The organism is Arthrobacter sp. (assembly GCF_048266065.1).
In the GTDB taxonomy this organism is placed as follows: Bacteria; Actinomycetota; Actinomycetes; order Actinomycetales; family Micrococcaceae; genus Arthrobacter_H.
Map to the genome: position 1 here is coordinate 311,305 of NZ_JBLXAH010000005.1, position 14,454 is coordinate 325,758.

The window sequence follows — 14,454 nt, forward strand, 5'->3', positions numbered from 1 at the left end:
CCCGCCGTCAGGCAGGAGCGGGATCCTACTGCCCGGGAACGGTGTCCGCGTGCCCGTCCTCGCGCAGTGCGGTACGCAGCTTTTCGGCGTTTTCGTCCAGTCGGGAGGCCTTCGGATCCGGATCGGCGCGGGTCAGGTCGAAATCGGCCAGCGAGTTCGTGGGCCAGACGTGCACGTGCAGGTGGGGTACCTCGAATCCCGCCACCATCAGCCCGGCCCGCTCGGAGCCGAACGCCCGCTTCTGGGCGCGTCCGATGACCCGGGCGACCTCGGTGAGCTTGTTCATCAGCTCCGGCTCGGCGTCGGTCCAGTGGTCGATTTCCTGGCGCGGAACCACCAGGGTGTGGCCATCGGTGATCGGGCCGATGGACAGGAACGCGACGACGTCGGGGTCCTTCCAGATGAAGCGTCCGGGGATCTCCCCGTTGATGATCTTGGTGAACAGCGTGCTCACGGTGCCTTCTCCTCGTTCGTCGTCGGGTGGGTTCTGCCCGGCTTCCGCCGGACCGGCGGTTCCGGGACGGTGCGCGAGCAGCCGGTCACGGGGCGGTGGCGGAATGCGGGGCGTCATGTCCCGAACATACCCGCGTTCGAGCCGGTGGTGCCAGCCGCGGTGGATCCTCCCCCCGGGCTGCCCTCCTACGCGTCGGGCCCGGTGGTGACCTCGCGGTCCGGGTCGGAGGAGAACTGCGAATACGACCCCGGATACAGCGCCGCCCGCACGCCGGCCATCTCCAGGGCGGCGATCTGGTGCGCAGCACTCACACCCGAACCGCAGTACACGGCCACCGGCCGACCATCGGCGCCCGATGCCAGGGCCGGGTCGATGCCGGCGAACCGCGCACGCAGGCTCTCGGCCGGCAGGAAGCGGCCCGCGGCGTCGAGGTTCTCTGCCGTCGATGCGCCCAGGGCCCCGGGAATGTGGCCGGGGCGCGGATCGACCGGTTCGACCTCGCCCCGATAGCGCTCCCCCGCCCGGGCATCGAGCAGGATCCCCTGCTCGGCGAAGGCCGCCGCCTGATCGGCGTCGATGACCGGCAGCGAGCCCGGCACCGGCACCCAGGTCCCCGGGTCGGCTCGCACCTCGCCGGTTTCGATCCCCCCGCCGGCCTCCTGCCAGGCGGCCCATCCGCCGTCGAGCAGCAGCACGGTGTCCAGGCCGGCATCGCGCAACAGCCACCAGGCCCGGGCGGCGGACAGGCCGCCCACCGCGTCGTAGGCCACCACGGTATCGCCGGGGTGGATGCCCCAGCGCAGGACGGCGGCGGCGAAGACCGCGGGATCCGGCAGCGGGTGCCGCCCCTGTCCGGCACTCGGCGGCGCCGCCAATTCGGTCTCCAGGTCCACATACACGGCGCAGGGAACGTGTCCGGCCAGGTAGTCCCCGTGCCCGGTGTCCGAACCCAGCTTCCAGCGGACGTCCAGCACCACGGTGCGCCGGCCGGAGGCCAACCTGTCGGCCAGTTGTCCTGCGGTGATCAGCACGTCCATGGTGCACCCCTGTCGCTGCTGCGCCCGAGTAGGCTGGGCGGGTGGAATCGATGACGCTGCCAACATTACCGCCGCCTCCCGGACGGGACTGGGTCAACCAGGCGGTCCTGGCCCTGGAGGCCGACACTGCCCGCTCCGCGGACACCCACCTGCACCAGATCCAGCTGCCGGCCGACTGGGGCGTGGAGCTGTACCTGAAGGATGAATCCACCCACCGCTCCGGGTCGCTGAAGCACCGGCTGGCCAAGTCGATGTTCCTGTACGGGCTGGTCAACGGCTGGATCACCGAGGGCACCACCATCGTGGAATCCTCCAGCGGCAGCACAGCAGTGTCCGAGGCCTACTTCGCCCGGCTGCTCGGCCTGCCCTTCGTGGCGGCGGTCGCCGCAACCACCTCGGAGCAGAAGATCGCCCTGATCCGCGAACTCGGCGGCACCTGCCACCTCATCGAGGACCCCTCGGCGGTCGATGCCGAGGCCCGCCGGCTGGCCGCCGAGACGCACGGGCACTACATGGACCAGTTCACCTATGCCGAACGAGCCACCGACTGGCGCGGGAACAACAACATCGCCGAGTCGATCTTCGGCCAGCTCGCCCTGGAGCCGCACCCGGTCCCCACCTGGATCGTCGCCGGAGCCGGCACCGGGGGCACCAGCGCCACGCTGGGCCGCTACATCCGCTACCACCGCCACGGCACCCGGCTCGCCGTCGGGGACCCCGAGGGCTCGGCCTTCCTGCCGGCCTGGCAGGCCTGGAGGGACGGCGGCGACCCGGGCGCCGTGACCGGTTGCCCCAGCCGCATCGAGGGCATCGGCCGCGCGCTGCCCGAACCGAGCTTCGTCCCCTCGGTCATCGACCTGGTCCAGACGGTGCCCGACGGCGCCTCCGTCGCGGCGATGCGCCACCTGGCGGACTGGGCGGGCCTGCGGGCCGGACCCTCCACCGGCACCAACATGTGGCAGATCTGGCGGCTGGTCGCCTCCATGCGCGAGTCAGGGCAGAGAGGCAGCATCGTCTCGCTGATCTGCGACGGCGCCGAGCGCTACGCCGGGTCCCATTACGACGCCGGCTGGCTGGCCCAGGCGGGCATCGACACCACACCCTACGAGGGAGTCATCGAGGATTTCCTCGCCGGCGGCGACTGGGTCGAGCCCACTCCCCCGGGCGCCTGAGCGCACCCCAGGACAACGCTTGCCGCGGCCACCTGCCGGCCGGTAGCTTGGGCCCATGATCCGCATCGGGGCCATCGTCCTCCACGTCTCCGACACCGACCGGGCCTCCGCCTTCTGGAGCCGGGCACTGGGCTTCCGCGCGGGTTCCCACCCCGATTTCCTGATACCCGCGGACGGCGCAGCCACCCGGCTGCATCTGGATGGCAGCGACCACACGCATCTGGACCTCTGGGTCGACAGCGCGGCGGAGCAGGCCTCCGAGGTCGAGCGGCTGATCCGGCTGGGGGCCACGCGCGTGGACTGGGAGTACCCCGACGGTGCCGATTTCGTGGTGTTGGCCGATCCCTGCGGAACCCGCTTCTGTGTCGTGGACACCGGCGCGGCGCCTGCCCGGCCCGGTTCGGGACCGGCCGATGACTCGCGGTCCTAGGAGGCCATCCGTTCGGCGCGGGCGCGATCGCTCCCGGGTGGTTCCGACTCCGTGGACTCCAGGACCCCGGCCCACAAGCGATCCAGGGAAAGACCCAGGACGTCGGCAATGGCAGCGATGGTCGGGAAGGAAGGGGTCGCCACCCGTCCCGTCTCGATCTTCCGCAGCGTCTCGGGGGAGACACCGGCGGCGAGCGCGGTATCGAGCATCGGGCGCTCTCCCCGGGCGCACCGCAGCGCGGCTCCCAGTCGCTCGCCGCGCTGGACCTCTTCGGGGGTGAGTGGCAATCTGACCATGGCACCCATTCTAATACCGGTATAACATGACCGGGATAGTTATTGGTTTTCTGGAAAGGCAACGCATGATCGAGATCCTGAACGACGCCGGCCTGGCCCGGGCGAAAGACACCGGAGCACTGGTGGGCACCATCCTGCAGGCCATGAAGCGCCGCGTGAAGGTGGGCACCAACCTGCTGGACATCGACCGGTGGACGCGGGAGATGATCGAGGAAGCGGGGGCAACCTCCTGCTATGTGGACTACGCCCCGTCCTTCGGCCGCGGGCCCTTCGGCCACTACATCTGCACGTCGGTCAACGACGCGGTCCTGCACGGCCTGCCCCACGACTACCGCCTCGCCGACGGGGACCTGCTCACCCTGGACCTTGCAGTCATCCTGAACGGGGTGGCCTCCGACGCGGCCATCAGCTTCGTCGTCGGCGGACGGCAGGCACCAGCCGATCTGGCACTGATCGAGACCACGGAGCGTGCCCTGGCCGCAGGGATCGCCGTGGCGGGCCCCGGGGTGCGCCTCGGGGACATCTCCCATGCCATCGGCACAGTGCTCGGCCAGGCCGGATACCCGATCAACATCGAGTTCGGGGGCCACGGCATCGGCTCGACCATGCACCAGGATCCCCACGTGGCCAACACCGGACGCCCCGGGCGCGGCTACACGCTCCGCCCCGGACTGTTGTTGGCGCTGGAACCGTGGGTGATGGTCGATACCGCCGAACTCGTCACCGACCCGGACGGGTGGACGCTGCGCAGCGCCACCGGCTGCCGCACCGCACACACCGAACACACCATCGCCATCACGGACGACGGCGCCGAGATCCTCACGCTCCCGTAGCCGGCACCCGCAGGATCCCCCGCGACCCGGCCGCCCGTCTCAGACCTCCCGGCTGTCGCCGACCGCCAGGTACTCGAATTCGGTGCCGTACCACGCGCCGAAACGCGTGACATGCCCGCTCATCATGCCCAGGCCCGTCTCGTTGAGCAGCCCGTCATGGACGGGGTAGGCATGCTTCGCGCGCACGGCGACGACGAAGTCGACAGTCTCCTGCAGCTTCGACCATGGCGCATGCAGGGGCACCAGCAGGGTATCGACGGCGACTCCGTGCGGGACGATCAGCGAGTCACCCGGATGGTAGACGCTGGAGTCGATGATGTAGCCGAGGTTGGCGACCATCGGGATCTGCGGGTGGATCAGCGCATGCTGTCCGCCCACGACGCGGACATCGAATCCGGCGATGTGCTGCTCGTCGTCCGGGGCCAGGACGTGGATCCGTTCGCCGGCCGCCCCGATGGCCTCATGGCCGAGCAGCTGGTCCACCACGGCCTGCGGCGCGTAGACATGCACCCCTGCGGTGCGCTCCACGATCGGCAGGACGGCGGCCGGGTCGATGTGGTCGGCGTGTTCATGGGTGATGAGCACCGCTTCGGCGCCCGCCATCGCCGTCGGGACGTCGGTGAACGTCCCGGGGTCGATGACCATCACCCGGGAACCCTTTTCGAGGCGGATGCAGGCGTGTCCATGTTTAGTCAGCTTCATGTCACCCACCCTAGTTCCACCAGCGAGCGCTGATAAGCTGGATCGGCCAGCCATCCCTGGCCCGACCGGCCGGGCATTGTCCGCGCCGAGGGTCCGGGATCGAAGAACCAGGAGCGCAGCACCACCATGTCGGAGACCGTCGAACCCAAACGCGGGCGGGAACAACGCGTCACCAAACAGCGCCTGGCCGTCGAGGCGGCGATGGGCCGGTTGGATGACTTCGTCTCGGCCCAGGAACTGCACCGCCTGCTGCAGGACACGGGCGAAAAGGTGTCCCTCGCCACCGTCTACCGGATCGTGCAGTCCATGACCGAGGACGGCCTGCTGGATGTCGTGCGCTCCGGCGACGGCGAGGCGGCCTACCGCCGCTGCGAGGCCGAGGTCCACCACCACCACCTGGTCTGCAGGTCCTGCGGCAAGGGAGTGGAAGTCCAGGCCCCCGCCGTGGAGACCTGGGCCGTCCGGGTTGCCGCCGAGAACGGGTTCACCGATTCCTCCCATACCGTGGAGATCTACGGCTACTGCCCCGACTGCACCCGGCAGCGCGCCGCAGCAGCAGCGGAATCCGCGTAGGAACGGCCAGTTCCCGTCCCTTGCCCTCCCCTTCCCCTCCCGCGGGGCCGGTGCCAGACTGGTGCCGTGGATCTCACAGCCTTCGGAGCCCTGGCCGTTTCCTTCCCCGGTGTCCGGGGATCGACAGGTGATGGTCCGGGACGCTGGAGCCTGCACGGGCGGCTGATCGCCCGCCAGCTGGGCGATCACGAGGTGGTGATCCGCACCTCTTTCGGCCATCGATCCGCCATGCTGCGCGATGACCCCGGGACGTTTTCGGTGCCGCGGCGCTTCGAAAAGCACATGATGGTCCTCGCCGACCTGGAGCACGGGGATCCCGCAGCCATCGAGAACGCCGTGGCCCGGGCCTGGCAGCTCCAGTCCGAACCCGGCTGACCGGCGCAGAGCCGGGCACCGCCGTCGTTCAGGCAGCCGCCGGCACAGCGGCTTCCTCGGCACTGCGGCGGATGCGGGAACGCCGCCACGAGATGATGCGGCACACCACGTAGATGGCGAAGGAAATCGTGGTCACATACGGGCTGATCGGCAGCCGGCCGGCCAGCGCCAGCATGATGCCGCCGACCACGCTGGTCATCGCGAACACGATGCTCAGCACCACGGTCAGTCCGGGCCGGGCGGTGACGCGGATGGCCGCGGCCGCCGGGGTGATCAGCAGGGAGAGCACCAGCAGCGCGCCGACGACCTGGATGGACAACGCCACCGCCAGGCCCAGCAGCAGCATGAACGCCACCGACAGCCGGCCGGCGGGGATGCCGCGGGCGGAGGCGACGGCGGGATCGACGCTGACGAACATGAGCGGCCGCCAGATGGCCAGCAACCCCACGATCACCACCAGCGAGCAGACGGCCAGCACGCCGAGCTGCACCGAGTCCACTGCAACGATCTGGCCGGTGAGCAGGCCGAACTTGTTGGCGCTGCGCCCTTCGTAGAGGGAGAGGAACAGGATGCCCAGGCCCAGGCCGAAGGGCATGAGGATCCCGATGATGGAGTTGCGGTCGCGCGCGTTGGCGCCCATGAGCCCCAACACCAGGGAGGCGGCGATGCTGCCCACCAGCGACCCGGCCACCACATTGGCGCCGATGAGCAGGGCGAACGCGGCCCCGGCGAAACTCAGTTCGGCGATCCCGTGGACGGCGAAGGCCATGTCGCGCATCATCACGAAGATGCCGACCAGTCCCCCGACCAGGCCCAGGATGGCCCCGGCGATGATCGAATTGGCCACCAGGGGCAGCAGTTCGCCGTAGTTCTCGAAGCTGAAGATCGTCTGCCAGGCGTCGGCGAGGTTCACAGCAGGCCGCCTTCCACGGTGGCCACCGGCTCCGCATCCGGTGCGGCGGGGTGGTGGTGGGCGAGGGTCTCGGGCATGCCGACGACGACGATGCGCCCGTTGCTGCGGAAGACCTCGATGGGAGAGGAGTAGAGCTCGGAGAGCACGTCGGAGCGCATGACCTGTTCGGGGGTGCCGACGTGGAACCGGCCCCCGGCCAGGTACAGGACGCGGTCCACGTACTGCAGGATCGGGTTGATCTCATGGGTGACGAAGACGACGGCGCTGCCGTGGTCGCCGGCCTGCCGGTGGATCAGCGCGGAGACCGCCTGCTGGTGGTGCAAATCCAGCGAGAGCAGCGGTTCGTCGCACAAGAGCAGCTCCGGCTCCCCGGCGAGGGCCTGGGCCGCGCGCAGGCGTTGCTGTTCGCCGCCGGAGAGCAGGCCGACGGGCCGGTCGGCGTAGGCGGTGGCACCGACGCGTTCGAGCAGCTCGTCCACGCGCGCGGTGAGCTGGTGGCGGTGCAGCAGCCGGGGTCCCCAGCGGTGCCCGTCGACGCCGAGCGCGACGAGGTCGCGGGCGCGCAGTGCTGTGTCGGCCGGGAATCCGCGCTGTTGCGGAATGCTGCCGATGCGCCGCGAACCCCGGGTCACCGGACGACCGCTGATCTCGACGCTTCCGGTGCTGAGCTGCTGCAGCCCCAGCAGGACCTTCAGCAGTGTCGTCTTCCCCGCCCCGTTCGGGCCCAGGACCGCCAGGAACTCCCCCGGCTGCACGTCCAGGTCCAGGCCGCCGAACAGCCGGCGGGACCCGAAGTCCAGTCCGGCTCCGCGCATGCTGACCGCCGGTGTCGTTCCGGGGTGGCTGGTTTCGGGCACAGGGGGCCTTCCTGGGTGGGTTCTGCCGGTGGGAGTGCGGGGCCACCCGGGACGGGAGGCCGATGCGGAGACCAGCTTAGCTCAAATGAGACTCGTTTTCATTATCGGCCCGCTGGTTGAACCGGCGGATGCCCCGGCGTTCATTCGAATCGTTGATCTCCCCCACCAGCTGCTCCAGGACGTCCTCCAGGAAGAGGATGCCGCGCGTGCTGCCGGTGGAATCGTTGACGCGGGCCAGATGCGATCCGGTGCGCTGCATGACACCCAACGCGTCCTCGACCTCCACCTCGGTGCCCAGGTTCGCCAGGTTGCGCAGCCGGGTGACCGGGATCGGCTGGTCGTAGCGCGAGGGCGGGATGGACATGACGTCCTTCAGGTGCAGGTAGCCGGCCAGGTTGTCCTGGTCATCGGTGATGACGAAGCGGGAGAACCCGGTGCGGCCCACGGCCTTCTCGAACTGGGCCGGTGTGGTCTCGGCCGGCAGGGTGACGACCTCCTCCAGCGGGACCATGGAGGTCCCGGCCGTGTAGTCGGAGAACTCCAGGGCACCGTGGATGATGCCGCTGCCGTCCTCGAGCTGCCCGGAGCGCGTGGACTCCTGGACGATCGACTGGACCTCCTCGAGCGTGAACGAACTGGTCACCTCGTCCTGGGGCGTCACCTTCATGAGCTTCAGCGCGTGGTTGGCCAGCCAGTTCAGCGAGGCCACCACCGGGTGCAGGACCTTGGAGAGCCCGATCAGCGGTGGAGCCAGCAACAGCACCGCCTTGTCGGCGACCGAGACGGAGATGTTCTTGGGCACCATTTCCCCGAACGTCACATGCAGGAAGGTGACGATGAGCAGGGCGATGACAAACGCCGTCGTATCCGCCACCGCCACCGGGACGCCGATCGATTCCAACGGCCCTGCGAAGAGGTGGTGGATGGCCGGTTCGGCGACATTGAGGATCAGCAGCGAGCAGACGGTGATGCCCAGCTGGCAGACCGCCAGCATCAGGGAGACGTTCTCCATGGCGTGCAGGGCGGTGCGCGCCCGCTTCACCCCGGAGTCCAGCAGCGGCTCGATCTGGCTGCGGCGGGCCGTCATGACGGCGAATTCGGAGGCGACGAAGAAGGCGTTGCCCAGCAGCAGCAGCACCAGCCACATGATTCCCAGCCAGTCGCTCATCGTCCCTCCTCCCCGTCGTCGTGCCCATCCGTCGCGGCGGCCTGGAAGCTCAGCCGGTCCACCCGGCGCCCGTCCATGACCTCCACGACCAGCTCCCCGTTGCCGGTCTCCACCACGTCGCCGACGGCGGGGATGCGCCCGAGACTGGCCATGACGTAGCCGCCGACCGTCTCATAGGACGCGTCGTCGGGGATCTTCAGCCCCGGCACCTGGTCGCCGAGCTCATCCGGGCGCAGCAGCCCCGGGAAGTACCAGCGGCCCGCGGCGGAGACCAGGACGCCGGGTTGGGTCCTGTCGTGTTCATCGGTGACCTCGCCGACGATTTCCTCGACGAGGTCCTCCAGGGTGACCATCCCCGCGGTTCCGCCATATTCGTCCAGCACCATGGCGACCTGCTGGTTGGCGCCACGCAGGTCGGCGATCAACGAGTCCAGGTGCACCGTTTCGGGCACCGAGATGATCTCCTCCATGATCGTCGCGGCGACCAGTCCGGCGCGCTTGTGGCGCGGCACGGCGACCGCCTTCTTCACGTGGCAGACACCCTCGATGTCATCGGCGGAGTCGCCGATGACCGGGAAGCGGGAGTAGCCGGTGCGCCGTGCGGTCTCGATGATCGATTCCAGCGGCTCGTCCAACTCCACGGTCTCCATGCGGATGCGCGGTGTCATCACGTCGGCAGCCGAGCGCTCGGAGAAGCGCAGCGTGCGGGAGAGGAACCGGGCGGTATCGCGGTCCAGCGTGCCCATCTCTGCGGAGCGGCGCACCAGCGAGTTCAGCTCGGCGGGGCTGCGGGCACCGGAGATCTCCTCCTTGGCCTCCAGCCCCATGGTGTGCAGGACCTTGTTGGAGAAGCCGTTGAGCACCACGATCGCCGGCTTGAACACCGCGGTGAACACCAGCTGCGGGCGGGCGATGGCCCGGCCGATGGGCAGCGCGCGGGCGATGGCCAGGTTCTTGGGGACCAGTTCGCCGATGAGCATCGAGAGGATGGTCGCGAACGCCATCGCCACGACCAGGGAGACGGGGGCCGCGCTGGCGCCGAGGCCGGCCGCGGCCAGCAGCGGGGTGAGCAGCTGGCCCACCGACGGCTCCATCACGTAGCCGGTCAGCAGCGTGGTCAGCGTGATGCCCAGCTGGCAGGAGGAGAGCTGGGTCGAGAGTGATTTGAGGCAGCGCAGCAGCGGTTCGGCGCCGCGTTCACCGCGGGCGAGGGAGCGCTGGACGGTGCTCTGGTCCAGGGCGACCAGGGAGAACTCGACGGCCACGAAGAACCCGGTCCCCCCGATCAGCAGGAGGCCGAGCGCCAGGAAAAGCCATTCCACCTAGCGGCTCACCGCCGTCGTACCCCGGGCACCACACAGGGCACGACGACGGTGCCCTGGCTGGGTGCGTGGGTGGGGGCCACAGGGACCCGGTCTGGAAGGCTCCGCACTGGCGGGGCCGGAATCGGCTGCGCCCGGACTGGAAGGCTCCAGGGTGGTGGCGGAAGGGGTGGGCATGCTGAGACGGTTTGAGCCGGCGCTGCGCGCAGTCGCGACGGGCCGGCACACTGAGTGGCTGTCCATAAGGGTTCCAGTCTACAGAACCGGCCGGGCCGCCGCGAGGAGCAGGCCACACTGCCGGGTGTCGTTGGACACACCCGCGGCCGCCCGGACTCAGGGTTGGCCGGTGGGGCCGGAAGGTCGGCGCGCAATGCGCCGCGTCTGATTCGCACCGCGGCGCTGAAGGTCACTAGACTGGCCGAAGGTTCAGGACTAGGTCGTCGCACCACCCCGGACACGATCGGGACCCAGCGACGAGGCAACCACAGGGAAGAAGAGGCGTCATCGTGCCAGATCAACCACACCACCGGCTGACCGAGGAGTTCGGCGGGAACGAGTGGCTCGTCGAGGAGCTGTACCAGCAGTACCTGCGGGACAAGAACTCAGTGGACAAGAAGTGGTGGAGCATCTTCGATTCGTTCGACTCCTCGGGACGGCCGCCGGCAGCGGATGCGGCCCCGGCGGCGTCGGCCAACGGCACCGGCCCCAGTCCGCGCGCCGCCACCGAGGCCCGCGTCAACGAGGCACCCGCCCAGAAGGCCCCGCAGCAGAAGGCCCCCGCCTCCGCCACCTCGGGTGATACGCCCAAGAACACCCCCGAGACCGAGAAGGCCAAGCCCGCCGACCCGGCGCCGAAGACCTCCCCGATCCCCGCCGAGCTGCCGAAGTCCAACAGCGGGGAGAACCAGACCGAGGAAGACGTCGCCAAGCCCCTGCGTGGACCGGCCAAGGCCATCGCCACCAACATGGAGCAGTCCCTCACCGTTCCGACGGCGACGACCGTGCGCGCCGTGCCCGCCAAGGCGCTGATCGACAACCGGATCGTCATCAACAGCCACCTGGCCCGCGCCCGTGGCGGCAAGGTCTCCTTCACCCACCTCATCGGCTTCGCCGTGGTGCGGGCGCTGAAGCTCTTCCCCTCGCAGAACGTCACCTACCGCGAGGTCGACGGCAAGCCGACCGCCGTGCAGCCGGCCCACGTGAACTTCGGCATCGCCATCGACATCCCCAAGCCCGATGGATCGCGCATGCTGGCCGTGCCGAACATCAAGAAGGCCGAGACGCTGAACTTCTCGGAATTCTGGACCGCCTACGAGGACCTGATCAAGCGGGCCCGCAACAACAAGCTGACCGCCGATGACTACGCCGGCACCACGACCTCGCTGACCAACCCCGGCGGCATCGGCACCGTGCACTCGGTCCCCCGCCTGTCCAAGGGCCAGGCCACCATCGTCGGCGTCGGCGCACTGGAGTACCCGGCCGAGTTCCGCGGGGCCAGCGAGAAGACCGTGGCGATGCAGGGCATCGGCAAGGTCATCACGCTGACCTCCACCTACGACCACCGTGTCATCCAGGGTGCCGGATCGGGTGAGTTCCTGCGCCTGGTCGAATCGCTGCTGCTCGGGGACCAGGGCTTCTACGACGAGATCTTCGAGGCACTGCGCATCCCGTACGAGCCGGTGCGCTGGGTCGTGGACAACCAGGTCGACGTCGAGCTGCAGGTCAACAAGATCGCCCGCATCCAGCAGCTCATCCACGCGTACCGCGTGCGCGGGCACCTGATGGCGGACATCAACCCGCTCGAGTACGTCCAGCGCCGCCACCCGGACCTGGACATCCGCACCTACGGCCTCACCCTGTGGGATCTGGAACGCGAGTGGGTCACCGGCGGCTTCGGCGGGGCCTCGCGCCTGACGCTGCGCAAGATCCTCGGCGTGCTGCGCGATTCCTATTGCCGCACCACCGGCATCGAATACATGCACATCCAGAATCCCGAGGAACGCCAGTGGTTCCAGGATGAGATGGAGCACGAGTACCAGAAGCCCAGCCGCGAGGAGCAGTTCCGCATCCTGGGCCGCCTCAATGCCGCCGAGGCGTTCGAGACCTTCCTGCAGACCAAGTTCGTGGGCCAGAAGCGGTTCTCCCTGGAGGGCGGCGAATCGCTGATTCCGCTGCTCGACGGCATCATCTCCGACGCCGCGGACCAGGGCATGGACGAAGTGGCCATCGGCATGGCCCACCGTGGACGCCTGAACGTGCTCACCAACATCGCCGGCAAGACCTATGCCCAGGTCTTCCGCGAATTCGAGGGCACGCAGGATCCGCGCAGCGTCCAGGGCTCCGGTGACGTGAAGTACCACCTGGGCACGGAGGGCAAGTTCACCTCCGACAACGGCAACGAGACCCGCGTGTACCTGGCCGCCAACCCCTCGCACCTCGAGGCGGTGGATCCGGTGCTCGAGGGCATCGTGCGCGCCAAGCAGGACCGCCTGGACCTGGGCGCCGAATCCGATGGCTTCTCCGTCCTGCCGATCCTCGTCCACGGCGATGCCGCGTTCGCCGGGCAGGGAGTGGTCGCGGAGACCCTCAACCTCTCGCAGCTGCGCGGCTACCGCACCGGCGGCTCCATCCATGTGGTCGTCAACAACCAGGTCGGCTTCACCACCTCGCCGACCGAGTCGCGTTCCTCCGTGTACTCGACCGACGCGGCCAAGATCATCCAGGCACCCGTCTTCCACGTGAACGGCGACGACCCGGAGGCAGTGGTCCGCGTGGCCCAGCTGGCGTTCAAGTACCGCCAGCAGTTCCACAAGGACGTCGTCATCGACCTGGTCTGCTACCGTCGCCGCGGCCACAACGAGGGCGATGACCCCTCGATGACGCAGCCGATGATGTACAACCTCATCGAGGCCAAGCGTTCGACCCGCAAGCTCTACACCGAGGCGCTGGTCGGCCGTAACGACATCACCCAGGACGAGGCCGACCAGGCCCTGCGCGACTACCAGGGACGGCTCGAGCGCGTCTTCGCCGAAACGCACGCCGCCCAGACCTCGCCGATCCCGGTGGTGTCCTCGGACGCGACCAAGGTCAACGACCTGGAGCTGCCGGCCTCGCAGGTGGACGACGACGGTTCGCACCGTCCGCACGACACCGCCGTCAGCGCCGCGGTGCTCGCCCGGGTGGGTGCCGCGCATCTGGACATCCCGGAGGGCTTCACGATCCACCCGAAGCTCAAGGCACTGCTCGAGCGCCGCGAGACCATGTCCCGCGAGGGCGGCATCGACTGGGGCTTCGCGGAGATCGCCGCCTTCGGCTCGCTGTCCATGGAGGGCGTGCCGGTCCGGTTGTCCGGGCAGGACTCCCGTCGCGGCACGTTCGTGCAGCGCCACTCGGTGTTCCACGACCGCCAGAACGGCAACGAGTGGATGCCCCTGCGCCACCTCTCCGATGACCAGGCCAAGCTGTGGATCTACGATTCACTGCTCAGCGAATACGCTGCGATGGGCTTCGAGTACGGCTACTCGATCGAGCGGCCCGACGCCCTGGTGCTGTGGGAGGCCCAGTTCGGCGACTTCGTCAACGGCGCCCAGACGATCATCGACGAGTTCATCTCCTCGGCCGAGCAGAAGTGGGGACAGCGCTCCTCGCTCGTGCTCATGCTCCCCCACGGCTACGAGGGCCAGGGCCCGGACCACTCCTCGGCACGCATCGAGCGCTTCCTGCAGATGTGCGCGGAGCAGAACCTGGTGGTGGCGAACCCGTCCAACGGTGCCAACCACTTCCACCTGTTGCGTCGCCAGGCCTACGCCCGGCCGCGCAAGCCGCTGATCATCTTCACGCCGAAACAGCTGCTGCGCCTGAAGGCGGCCGCCTGCTCGGTCGAGGACTTCACCCAGGGTGGCTTCCAGGAGGTCATCGGCGACACGCTGAAGCTGGACGGGCAGGGAGTCGAGCGCGTGCTCATGGTTTCCGGCCGCCTGTACTACGACCTCGAGTCGGCCCGCAAGAAGGCCGGCGACGAGAAGACCGCGATCATCCGCGTCGAGCAGCTCTACCCGCTGCCCCTCGAGGCGATCCAGGCCGAATTGGCGAAGTACCCCAACGCCAAGCTGTACTGGACCCAGGATGAGCCGGCCAACCAGGGGCCGTGGCCGTTCATGGGCCTGAACCTGGCCCCCGAGCTGGACCGCCCGGTGGAACTGGTCTCCCGCGCTGCCTCGGCGGCCACCTCGACCGGTTCACACAAGCGCCACGAGGTCGAATTGGCGGAACTGCTCAAGCACGCCTTCGACAAGTAGCGTCAACGACGCACGAGCCGAAGG

The 14,454-nt window shown here is 69.0% G+C and carries 14 protein-coding genes; 6 read left to right on the plus strand and 8 right to left on the minus strand.

The window, feature by feature from the left end; all coding sequences use genetic code 11:
* Nucleotides 1-25 precede the first annotated feature (25 nt).
* Nucleotides 26-571, minus strand: coding sequence for an HIT family protein (locus tag ACN0TP_RS10680; protein ID WP_417218820.1), 546 nt, complete (start codon nucleotides 569-571; stop codon nucleotides 26-28).
* 68 nt (nucleotides 572-639) lie between these two features.
* A complete protein-coding gene (locus tag ACN0TP_RS10685; protein ID WP_417218821.1) occupies nucleotides 640-1,491 on the minus strand; it encodes a sulfurtransferase in 852 nt (283 codons plus the stop codon).
* Between the two features lie 50 nt (nucleotides 1,492-1,541).
* Here ACN0TP_RS10685 and ACN0TP_RS10690 point away from each other — a divergent pair, with 50 nt between their 5' ends.
* Together ACN0TP_RS10690 and ACN0TP_RS10695 are read left to right on the plus strand one after the other, a co-directional pair.
* Nucleotides 1,542-2,663: a PLP-dependent cysteine synthase family protein gene (locus ACN0TP_RS10690; RefSeq protein ID WP_417218867.1), complete on the plus strand. Its 1,122-nt coding sequence runs from the start codon at nucleotides 1,542-1,544 to the stop codon at nucleotides 2,661-2,663.
* Nucleotides 2,664-2,718: 55 nt separating this feature from the next.
* Nucleotides 2,719-3,093: a VOC family protein gene (locus tag ACN0TP_RS10695; RefSeq protein WP_417218822.1), complete on the plus strand. Its 375-nt coding sequence runs from the start codon at nucleotides 2,719-2,721 to the stop codon at nucleotides 3,091-3,093.
* Here ACN0TP_RS10695 and ACN0TP_RS10700 read toward each other — a convergent pair.
* Nucleotides 3,090-3,389 carry a helix-turn-helix transcriptional regulator gene (locus ACN0TP_RS10700; RefSeq protein ID WP_417218823.1) on the minus strand — a complete coding sequence of 100 codons (300 nt, stop codon included), beginning with the start codon at nucleotides 3,387-3,389 and terminating at the stop codon, nucleotides 3,090-3,092. The genes ACN0TP_RS10695 and ACN0TP_RS10700 overlap by 4 nt on opposite strands.
* A gap of 65 nt (nucleotides 3,390-3,454) precedes the next feature.
* On the opposite strand from ACN0TP_RS10700, the gene map reads away from it, so the two are divergent.
* The gene (map, locus tag ACN0TP_RS10705) at nucleotides 3,455-4,222 is read left to right on the plus strand and encodes a type I methionyl aminopeptidase (protein WP_417218824.1); all 768 of its coding nucleotides are present in this window, start codon (nucleotides 3,455-3,457) and stop codon (nucleotides 4,220-4,222) included.
* A gap of 39 nt (nucleotides 4,223-4,261) precedes the next feature.
* Here map and ACN0TP_RS10710 read toward each other — a convergent pair whose 3' ends face one another.
* Nucleotides 4,262-4,924 (minus strand): MBL fold metallo-hydrolase, encoded by a 663-nt coding sequence (locus ACN0TP_RS10710; protein WP_417218825.1) that lies wholly within the window; start codon nucleotides 4,922-4,924, stop codon nucleotides 4,262-4,264.
* 126 nt (nucleotides 4,925-5,050) lie between these two features.
* Here ACN0TP_RS10710 and ACN0TP_RS10715 point away from each other — a divergent pair, with 126 nt between their 5' ends.
* Nucleotides 5,051-5,497 (plus strand): Fur family transcriptional regulator, encoded by a 447-nt coding sequence (locus tag ACN0TP_RS10715; protein ID WP_417218826.1) that lies wholly within the window; start codon nucleotides 5,051-5,053, stop codon nucleotides 5,495-5,497.
* Between the two features lie 66 nt (nucleotides 5,498-5,563).
* The gene (locus ACN0TP_RS10720) at nucleotides 5,564-5,872 is read left to right on the plus strand and encodes a hypothetical protein (protein WP_417218827.1); all 309 of its coding nucleotides are present in this window, start codon (nucleotides 5,564-5,566) and stop codon (nucleotides 5,870-5,872) included.
* 28 nt (nucleotides 5,873-5,900) lie between these two features.
* On the opposite strand, the gene ACN0TP_RS10725 is transcribed toward ACN0TP_RS10720, so the two are convergent.
* The 4 genes from ACN0TP_RS10725 to ACN0TP_RS10740 form a co-directional block, all read right to left on the minus strand.
* Nucleotides 5,901-6,785, minus strand: coding sequence for a metal ABC transporter permease (locus ACN0TP_RS10725; RefSeq protein ID WP_417218828.1), 885 nt, complete (start codon nucleotides 6,783-6,785; stop codon nucleotides 5,901-5,903).
* Nucleotides 6,782-7,600: a metal ABC transporter ATP-binding protein gene (locus tag ACN0TP_RS10730; RefSeq protein ID WP_417218869.1), complete on the minus strand. Its 819-nt coding sequence runs from the start codon at nucleotides 7,598-7,600 to the stop codon at nucleotides 6,782-6,784. Before ACN0TP_RS10730 ends, ACN0TP_RS10725 begins: the two co-directional genes overlap by 4 nt.
* A gap of 118 nt (nucleotides 7,601-7,718) precedes the next feature.
* Nucleotides 7,719-8,810: a hemolysin family protein gene (locus ACN0TP_RS10735; protein WP_417218829.1), complete on the minus strand. Its 1,092-nt coding sequence runs from the start codon at nucleotides 8,808-8,810 to the stop codon at nucleotides 7,719-7,721.
* On the minus strand, nucleotides 8,807-10,132 hold the full coding sequence (locus ACN0TP_RS10740; RefSeq protein ID WP_417218830.1) for a hemolysin family protein: 1,326 nt from the start codon (nucleotides 10,130-10,132) through the stop codon (nucleotides 8,807-8,809). The genes ACN0TP_RS10735 and ACN0TP_RS10740 overlap by 4 nt, the downstream gene beginning before the upstream one ends.
* A 506-nt stretch (nucleotides 10,133-10,638) precedes the next feature.
* On the opposite strand from ACN0TP_RS10740, the gene ACN0TP_RS10745 reads away from it, so the two are divergent.
* On the plus strand, nucleotides 10,639-14,430 hold the full coding sequence (locus ACN0TP_RS10745; protein WP_417218831.1) for a multifunctional oxoglutarate decarboxylase/oxoglutarate dehydrogenase thiamine pyrophosphate-binding subunit/dihydrolipoyllysine-residue succinyltransferase subunit: 3,792 nt from the start codon (nucleotides 10,639-10,641) through the stop codon (nucleotides 14,428-14,430).
* Nucleotides 14,431-14,454 lie beyond the last annotated feature (24 nt).